The sequence below is a fragment of the Delftia sp. genome (assembly GCF_059499305.1).
Genome location: NZ_JCABYI010000030.1, coordinates 41195 through 49561, shown reverse-complemented (window position 1 = coordinate 49561; position 8367 = coordinate 41195). Strand labels below are relative to the sequence as shown.

The window sequence follows — 8367 nt, the reverse complement described above, 5'->3', positions numbered from 1 at the left end:
CGCCCTTCGCCCTTCGCCCTTCGCCCTTCGCCCTTCGCCCTTCGCCCTTCGCCCTTCGCCCTGCGCCCTGCGCCCTGCGCCCTGCGCCCTGCGCCCTGCGCCCTGCGCCCTGCGCAGCAGCGGATCTCTGTGGGAGCATCGAATCAGTCGGTAAGACGCCCTCCCAGGCTCCGACAGGTCAGGAGTTGCGAAAAGTTCAACTCGCTATGAGAGTCACAGCGGGTCCAGACTGGGCGGTCCAGGTACATGTAAGTCCCTGATCTGCCTCATGTGCAGAGACAACCCTCGGTGAACATCGACACTGGATCACCTCGGTGCGGCTGCATTTTTTGCACCTTCTATGGCAGATCCCTGAGGGATATCGAAAGGTTCACACGCTCAGCGGGGCGAACGCAGGTCCTTATCTCGACAACGCTTTTTGCCTCTCAGTTTTGAACTCCTCGGCTGGAAACCCTCTGAATTTTGAACTCTTCCCGCCGCTTCTCACTGAGTGTTGAACTATCCGCAGGTTGTGATTAAATTTTCAGCAGATCACGGTGTCTGAGTGCAGGCGCTATGCGGCCACATTTCAGTGTGGATGTCATCAGCTGGTGAGCCGATGAAGGCGAGCAGCAAGCTGTGGTGCGACGCCTTCAGTAACGCCTTCGAGGCCGTTGGTCACGAACAGGGAGCCGCAAAATGGCATGAACAGCCAAGGACGGTCGTCCACTGCCAGCCAAGGCAGGTGGGCTGAATTGTTAGCCCACAGCCAAGCCCGGCATTCAGCTTGACGGTGGTAGCCCAGCAAAGTGTTTGGAACATCACGCAGCTCGGGATAGTGGGGGGTGACGCCCAAAATTCTGTCCGCGATGTCTGGTGAGAAGTGCTTTCGAAGCTTCTCAACTGGCGCTTGCAAGCGCCAGGTACTTGAAATCACCACCAAACATGTCGACGCTTGACGCAGGAGATCTTCCATCAACGGCAGGCAGCAGAAGTGCTTTGACTCGTGACAGAACTCAGGGTGCAGCACCCCATCGAAGTCAAGGAAAACTATGGGGGCTGCGATTGATGGCAGGGACATAGCAAAACCTTAGATGAGACTAGTTGGTCGTGGTCTTTTTGGTCTCACTGGGCGGAAATCGAGGCGATGCAGCCTCGCAAACATGTTCCCACTCGAGCCGACTTTGGCCACGCGCTTCGACAGCTGCGTGCCCTGCGCGGTTTGACGCAAGAGGACATGCTGATGGCAACCAGCAGGCGTCACATGAGCAGAGTTGAGCAAGGCCATCAGATACCGAGCGTTCGCGTTATTGAGGCATTGGCCGAAAGCTTGCAAATTCATCCATTGACGCTCATCGCAGCTGCATACTGCGTTAACTTGGACGAGGCGTCGATCAAGCTGATCACAGATACAGTACAGCTTGATCTTCAACGCATGGTGCAGGATCACATGGAGAATGGCTCTGTGAGTGAGTTCAGCTGAACAAGCTCGCGCAGGCTTTGCATGAATCCTGCCCCCGATGTCCCATCTTCTCGACGAAGTAGTCTGCTGACTATTTCATGGTCTACGGAGATGCTCAGCAGCGTCAAGACCTCGTGCAAACTGGCCATATCCGCTTCTCTGGAAAGATCCTCCGGCAGGGAAGCACCTGCCTTGGACAAGAGCAGAAGGCCCAAAGACAGGGCGGCACTACCATCGCCATGCTTTGAGTTCCATCCCTTGCCCGCCAGCAGGTCTCGGAGCTGGTCTGAAAGCAGGAGCAACTGGTGGTCCTTCAAGGCATCAGGCAGGGCTGCTTGCCAGCCATGGGCGCTGATGCACTTGGCAAGCTCGTGTTCATCAAATTTCCCAAGAAGACTTTTCTCAACTGTAAGCATGATCGTTCATCCGTTCGTATGAGACTATTTGGTCTCGTGCACAAGTGATGCATGCGAAGATAGCGCAGTACGGCGAGCGGTTGCGTCTTGCGCGCTCGCGCATCAAGTAACAGGAAGCCGTGAGTTGCCTGACCGAATGATGCAGGCAACCAATCTGTTGCCCAATGCAGAGGGGTTTTGAATTTGTTGAAAAATAGAATAGATCTTATTCGCCTTGCTGAACTAGATCGCCAGTTTGGCGAGTTTGCAAAAATGCAGCGAAGTGCGACGCCAAGATGTGGATGGGCAAAGACCATAAGGCTTGCCTTGGGTATGAGCTCGGGTGCTTTGGGGCGCCGCCTTGCTATATCCGCTCAAGGTGTGCGTAAGTTAGAGCAAGCTGAAGCCAACGGAACAATTACACTCAATACCTTGGCGCGACTTGCTGAAGGAATGGATTGTGAGGTGCATTACGTGCTTGTGCCACGTACCAGGCTGGTCGAGCAGGTTCTGCGACGTGCAAATGGGTTCTCTGGCAGGCGCGAAAAAACTCCAGTTGAGGTTCAGCAGCTTTTAACTGAATCAGATTCTTTCAACGTTTTATCAGATCTGTTCGAAAATTTGGAGAAGCGTGGATTTTGGTAAGGTGCCAGATTAAGCGAAAATTCATGAGACATGCTGCGGGATTATTCAGAGTCGCGTATGGCTGCGTGCAACTTCAAGAATTCATCAAGACCTTCCAGACGCATGAGAATTATTATGGTTTTGCCATTGATAGTGATCCCTAGTGCTCTTTGGTGAATCCTTGTTTATGAAAAATTACATCAATTAAATCAACAAGTTGTAAGTGATTGGTGGGTAAAGAAAGGGATTCTGTAGACCCATTCTAGAGAGTTATTCGCTCTTCAACGAGTCAGCTTTGATTGCTCGTAGTCACAAGACTCGGATTCCCGAAATGGCCGGAGTTTGGCGAGCGCTGCAATCCCACGATCACCTGTGTAAAAAATCAGCCAAAAAATTCCGAGAGAATCCATAGTATGCTTTGGCTGATATGTTGTGCATTACTTATCGCTCTGCACTCAACTCTGATGTGTCTATTTTAAAGTCTTCATAGATGTCGAGTTTTTTCATTATTACTGGTAGGACTTGGTGTATTACACGCATGCCCGTCAGTAGCTCATTTAGGTAAATATCTGGATGAATCTTATTTCTTGTGAAGCCTAGACTATGAGCATCTGCCTCTCGACCAAGCTCATCGTGTGAAGCATATGCTAGATCAAGTAACTCTGCTTTCAGTGGAATACATGATTTAAACGCATACTCCTTAAGAAGACTTAGTTTTTTTGCAACTTCCGTCTCGATAGTCCATTTGAATCTGATGAATTCTGGAGTCAGGTCTTTGTCTATTTCTATTTTTGAGGCTGCTAGCCTTAGCATGTCGTTTTCCAGTTCCCATACTGGGGTATCTATCAGATCTAGATCTTCGTCGTAGATGATTCCTGAAACGAATGCGGAATAGAATCCATAGACATTGTTAAGTGAGTTGAATATCTCGTTAATTATAAATACAATATTGTTCTTGTAAATTAATTCTTCTTGCTCATCATTCTGGAAATTAATGTCCAGTTCTTCAGGGTACTGGCTAGGAATCTCTATGCCCATATCCTGTAGAGCCTTAAGAGTGTCAAAAAAAATAGGGCACGAGTCTTCTTGAATATCCTCTGTGAGGGGGACCGTTTCGTAGCCAGTTTCGGCTGAATGGACAGCGGTGTCAGCCAAGTGGCGAATCAGTAGTTGCCATTTTTTTGCGTCTTCCATCGTGCCAGCGAGCAAGATGAAGTCAGGATCGATATCGCCGATCCCTGTTAGAGCACGCAAACGTTGGCTCATCTCGATTGACATGTACTCACCCTTCTTCCATTTGCTAACCTGTGCTGGTGAAACGCCCAGCTTGGCTGCCAGGTCTCGTTGGGTGCAACGCAAGGTGTCAAGAGTGAGCTGGATCAATGAAGGTGTGGTCATAAAAATGTTAAGTAAATTGTTTGTAGAATTTACTTAACAATCTACACGCAAGCCACCGAAAAGGCAAGCATGGCCCTTCCCCAGCAGGTGCCGCACAGTGATCTGAGATGTTCTCTATCGCTGGAGCTTGGCGGCTTGGCAGGCAGTGTCGGTGGAGATGTATGCAGGCCAGTTGATGGGGGACCCGTGTCTGATGCTTAGCAGCCCTCGGGCTGCTTTCTTCATACGATGAGGTTGGTTGGGATCAGCCCAATTTATGCGAGCAAAGTGGCTTTCATGGATGATCTATGTCCTCGCACGCCGTACGCAGCATCTCTCAGGTGTTGCAGATCTGCTGCAGGCCCAGTTGCATACGGATGTTCTGGGCGTGTTGCCATTGAGGGCCGATCACGTTCAGCGCCCATGTCATCCAACCTGTGTAGATGGTCAAAAATCCCAGGACAAAAGTCTCTCGTACGAGCTGTCCGTTGGCAACGATGGACCACGCTGTCCCCAGTAGCAGTATCGGTATCAGAGCACCTACGACATTGCGAAGCGCGCCTGCGCAGACATGCAGCCAATTTGGGAGGCTGTACATGTGAACTTTGTTTGCTGTCTGGAAAATTCCTGCTGCAGTGAACGCAAGGTGCATGGTGCGCGGCGCCATGGATTTGCGAACGCAGGCCTGCCGAATCCGGTGCCGTTGCGACGGGACTAGGCGTCGCGAATTAAATTCGATGCTGCTCAGCAGGTCATCGGCCTTGGCAAGTAGCAGTGGTGTTGGAGCGACCTTCAGGTCATGTTGCAGCTTTTTAAGTCGCCAGCATGCAAGAGGACGACGGATCCACTGCTTGGAAGAGAGCTTGGCGCTAGGCACATAGAACGCCACGGAGGCCGCGTGAAAGCTCATCACGTCCTGCATGGACTTGCGCGGATCACGCATCTGTTTCAAAGACTTCAGGGTCGCGTTCCACAACTTCTGCGCCTCTACGCTCAGGTGCACATCACTTTCCATAGTCGGCCCACAGCTTGCTAAGTACCTCTAAAGACGGTGGTTGTGGTGCTTCTGGCTCCTGCAAGAGTGCAGCAGAAAGCGCCTCATACAGCTGCCTGATCAGCTTCCAGCGATAGCTGGCCGGACAGGTCGGCGCAAAGCGTAGACAGAAGAAGTCCACTGTGTCGCAGCACTCTTGGATGAGTACCCAGTCAGGTTGTCCGCGCGCTGGGGGAGGAGCCGCATGATCAATCTCTTCCCTCGGTCCAAACAGAACTGCGTCGATGTCGAGTCCAGCCCGCTGCGCTGCTTGTAAGTATCCAGTTGTGGGCTCTGTAGTGCCTTTTTCGTAGGCAATCTGCGTTGAGCGGCTGATGGCCGTCAGGGTTGCGAGCTCCGCTTGTTTGAGGCCTAAAAGTTCTCGTGCTTCACGCAGTCTTGTAGCTACCCCATCTCTTATGTTTGATATCTTCGACTTCATGATCTTCTATAAGTTTTGAAAAATTTGCATAGAATTGAAGGAAGTTGGAGAAAAAGTGAAACAAGCATCGTCAGTGATCAGAGAACAGTTCCTTTTGCACGGTGTCTCCGTCAGAGAGTGGGCGCTCGCACGCGGATTCTCTGTGGCACTGGTGTACGCCGTTCTGGCAGGCAAAAGTAAGGCGTCGCGCGGGAAAAGTTACGAAATCGCCATCGCCTTGGGCATGCTTGAGCATCCCAAGGTCGAGGTCATCCCTGCCTTTGTGAACGATGTTCACCTTCATCGGCGCCAACAAAAACTGCTACAGGAGCGTCCCATGACATAAAAAAAACCGATCAATCCCCGAAGAAATTGACCGGCCAGAGTGCTGATAAAAATATCAGCCGCAAACTTAAGTCTACCCAGCACTCTCCGGTTGTCAAGAAAATCCGACCTCAAGCATGAGGTTGGAGGATATTCTGTTGTCTGGAGAAAACATGCAACCTGCTACCCGCAAGGTGGTGCATCGCTCGCCCGCGCACACCGTGCGCTTGCTAAACCTTCCTCACCTGCAAGACGAAGCCATCGAGGCGGATTCGTCTGTCGAGCGCGACTTTGTGCATTGTGCGGCTTTGTTCACCTTGACCAGGGCTATCAAAGCGCAGCCTTTCAAGCTCAGCCTGAAAGCATCAAGCTACACCCCAGACTTTGCGGTGAAGTTTGCAGATGGGTCCTGTGCTGTCGTCGAGGTCAAGCCCGAAAAATTCGTGGACTCCTACCAGGAGTTGTTCGCTCACGCACGACGCCAGCTCGCGGAGCGTGGAATGCTGTTCTTCGTTGTTCGAGACACGAGGCTTCGGCATGGCGGCTTGATGGAGAGAGCATTGATCATCAGGCGCTACGCGAAAGGTGTCTGCCGACTTGCTGACCAGCAGTTGGCTAAAACCATGGTTGCAGAGGCTGGCGGTACCGTGAGCATCATGTCGCTCCGAGAGGCTGGCGTGCCCCTTGAAGTGATTTTGTATCTGGTAGCCCATAGGCAACTGATGCTTGGCGCTGATCTGCGCTATGAATCTAAGGACTTGGTGTACTTGCCGAATGTTGGTGAGGAAGGAGCGTGCCATGCACTTCAGTTTGGTCGCTGGCTTGACATTTAGGCAGGGTCAACGAACGCTTGAGCTGGTCCGTGAACTCGACAAAAGCGAGTACCTGATTGAGGATGTCATCACTCGTAGATCCTTTACGGCCACAGCGGCTCAACTGGTGAGCGGGTTTCACGATGGCAAATATCAGCTCATTAAACATAGCTCAGAACCGGTACCCCGCGGGCCCGATCTGTGGCCAGCGCTCGTTGACTTGGCTTCACTGACAGAGCACGAACGCAAAGGGTTAGAGCAGCGTCTTGCGTACATCAAGCAATTGAGGCGTTTACGCATTTCGAAGGGACAACGTGCAAAGGTGGCGCTGGCCATAAAAAAATTTGCCGAATTTAGAGGGGAGAAAGCACCCTCTGCATCTGCAGTAATGATGTGGGTGCGAAACTATGAAAGGAGCGGCAACAACCCGCTGGCTATTGTTGATAAGCACAGGGTGGGAAAGAGGGTCAAGCGACTGAGGAACGAGGCTGAAAAGATCGTTTGGCAAGTGCTCAAGCGCGAGTACTTCACGACGAAACAGCAATCAATCAAGCATGCTCACAGGCAGCTGGAAATCGCACTCAAGCGTGCTTATCAGCAGGGAATTCTGCAGTCAGACGAAGCGGCGGTGAGTTACCAAACAGTGGCACGCCGTATCAAAGACGTAGATTTTTATCACAGGATCGCCTCGCGACAGGGCCCCACGCAAGCGCGAATGCAGTGTCGCAGCGCGTTCCCTGAGGGAGTGGCTACCTATCCCTATCAGAAAGTGGAAATCGACCATACGCCACTCAATTGGGTTGTGATCTGTGACAGAACAGGCCTCCCCCTAGGGAGGCCCACGCTAACAGTGATGATTGATGCTTTCTCTGGCTATATTCTTGGATTTTACATCTCCTTTTATGGGCCGGGGCTAACATCAGTTTGCGGAGTGGTTCGCAATGCATTGCAACCTAAAGCAGACATGATTAAATCGTTGAAGTTGGAGAATGAATGGCTATCTTGCGGGTTGGGTGACGAATGGGTAATAGATAACGGTCTTGAATTTCATTCATTTGGCTTCAAAACGATGGCAATGAGTCTCGGCGTAGACTTGATGTTTTGCCGTGTTCGTACGCCTTGGCTGAAACCTCACGTAGAGCGGTTTTTTAGCACGCTAAATACATTGACTTTGACCAAGGGTCGCGTGACAAAGTCTGTAGGCAGCATACTAAGGATAGACCCCTACAAAGATGCTGCGATCACCTTCACAGATTTGATTAACGGTCTGCTGATGTTTGTTGTCGATGTATATCCGCATCAGCCAAATTGGCGAAAGATGGCGACTCCTTTTACTTTGTTTCAAGAAGGAATTGAACGTGTGCCACCAGCACGCTATCCTGGGACGTTAGATCAGCTACGGCTAGCAGCAGGTATGTCCAGGATGCTGACTGTGAATCAGGGCGGAATTGAATTCACTGGATTGCCCTACGGTAGCTATGCGTTTAAAGACGTTTTCAAGAGGCATGGAAGTAAATTGAAGCTCTTGTGCAAATGGGATCCTGATGATATTTCCACATTGCATTTTTTAGATCCAGATGGTGTGACATGGCATGAAGCGCAGTGTCGTTGGCCGCAATATGCTAGTGGCCTTAGTTTCAATCAACATCGCTTGATTAGAAAGTTCGCTAAAGAAGACCTTCAGTCCGTCGATCGTATGGACTCACTTGCACGCGCCCGGCAGCGTTTGCACGACCACTGGCTCGATGCAACGAGTCGGCGAGGCCGAGTTGACGCGTTGACGGCGGGACGGTATGCCGACCTGACTTCACACAAAGTGATGTCTCCAAGCTCCGCACAATCCGTCTCGAAGGAGACGAGCGCAACTCAGTTGCTGTCAGAGTCGGAATACAAGTTGTCTGAGAAAGACATTCCGCAATTTGAAACATTTTCATTTTGAC

10 protein-coding genes are annotated in these 8367 nt (G+C 51.2%); 5 read left to right on the top strand and 5 right to left on the bottom strand.

What is annotated here, in order from left to right:
- Window positions 1-583: 583 nt before the first annotated feature.
- Window positions 584-1060, bottom strand: a complete 477-nt coding sequence (locus AC5I49_RS16890; protein ID WP_012203623.1) for an HAD domain-containing protein — start codon at window positions 1058-1060, stop codon at window positions 584-586.
- 66 nt (window positions 1061-1126) lie between these two features.
- Here AC5I49_RS16890 and AC5I49_RS16885 point away from each other — a divergent pair, with 66 nt between their 5' ends.
- Window positions 1127-1462: a helix-turn-helix domain-containing protein gene (locus AC5I49_RS16885; RefSeq protein ID WP_080649860.1), complete on the top strand. Its 336-nt coding sequence runs from the start codon at window positions 1127-1129 to the stop codon at window positions 1460-1462.
- On the opposite strand, the gene AC5I49_RS16880 is transcribed toward AC5I49_RS16885, so the two are convergent.
- Entirely contained in the window at window positions 1426-1857 is a 432-nt protein-coding gene (locus AC5I49_RS16880; RefSeq protein WP_012203624.1) for a hypothetical protein, read from the bottom strand. The genes AC5I49_RS16885 and AC5I49_RS16880 overlap by 37 nt on opposite strands.
- 177 nt (window positions 1858-2034) lie before the next feature.
- Between AC5I49_RS16880 and AC5I49_RS16875 the strand changes: the two genes are divergently transcribed.
- Window positions 2035-2481 (top strand): helix-turn-helix domain-containing protein, encoded by a 447-nt coding sequence (locus AC5I49_RS16875; protein WP_225971060.1) that lies wholly within the window; start codon window positions 2035-2037, stop codon window positions 2479-2481.
- 420 nt (window positions 2482-2901) lie between these two features.
- On the opposite strand, the gene AC5I49_RS16870 is transcribed toward AC5I49_RS16875, so the two are convergent.
- From AC5I49_RS16870 to AC5I49_RS16860, 3 genes are all read right to left on the bottom strand, one after another.
- On the bottom strand, window positions 2902-3858 hold the full coding sequence (locus tag AC5I49_RS16870; RefSeq protein ID WP_012203626.1) for a helix-turn-helix domain-containing protein: 957 nt from the start codon (window positions 3856-3858) through the stop codon (window positions 2902-2904).
- 316 nt (window positions 3859-4174) lie between these two features.
- On the bottom strand, window positions 4175-4840 hold the full coding sequence (locus AC5I49_RS16865; protein WP_225971061.1) for a hypothetical protein: 666 nt from the start codon (window positions 4838-4840) through the stop codon (window positions 4175-4177).
- Window position 4841: 1 nt separating this feature from the next.
- Complete coding sequence (locus AC5I49_RS16860; protein WP_012203628.1) at window positions 4842-5312, bottom strand: helix-turn-helix domain-containing protein; 471 nt, start codon at window positions 5310-5312, stop codon at window positions 4842-4844.
- 55 nt (window positions 5313-5367) lie between these two features.
- On the opposite strand from AC5I49_RS16860, the gene AC5I49_RS16855 reads away from it, so the two are divergent.
- The 3 genes from AC5I49_RS16855 to AC5I49_RS16845 all read left to right on the top strand — a co-directional run bounded on the left by AC5I49_RS16855 (window position 5368) and on the right by AC5I49_RS16845 (window position 8366).
- Window positions 5368-5637: a DNA-binding protein gene (locus tag AC5I49_RS16855; protein WP_126313170.1), complete on the top strand. Its 270-nt coding sequence runs from the start codon at window positions 5368-5370 to the stop codon at window positions 5635-5637.
- A 151-nt stretch (window positions 5638-5788) separates the two neighbouring features.
- Window positions 5789-6448 carry a TnsA endonuclease N-terminal domain-containing protein gene (locus AC5I49_RS16850; RefSeq protein ID WP_016453756.1) on the top strand — a complete coding sequence of 220 codons (660 nt, stop codon included), beginning with the start codon at window positions 5789-5791 and terminating at the stop codon, window positions 6446-6448.
- Entirely contained in the window at window positions 6414-8366 is a 1953-nt protein-coding gene (locus AC5I49_RS16845; protein WP_012203630.1) for a TnsB C-terminal domain-containing protein, read from the top strand. Before AC5I49_RS16850 ends, AC5I49_RS16845 begins: the two co-directional genes overlap by 35 nt.
- The last annotated feature ends 1 nt before the right edge of the window (window position 8367 follow it).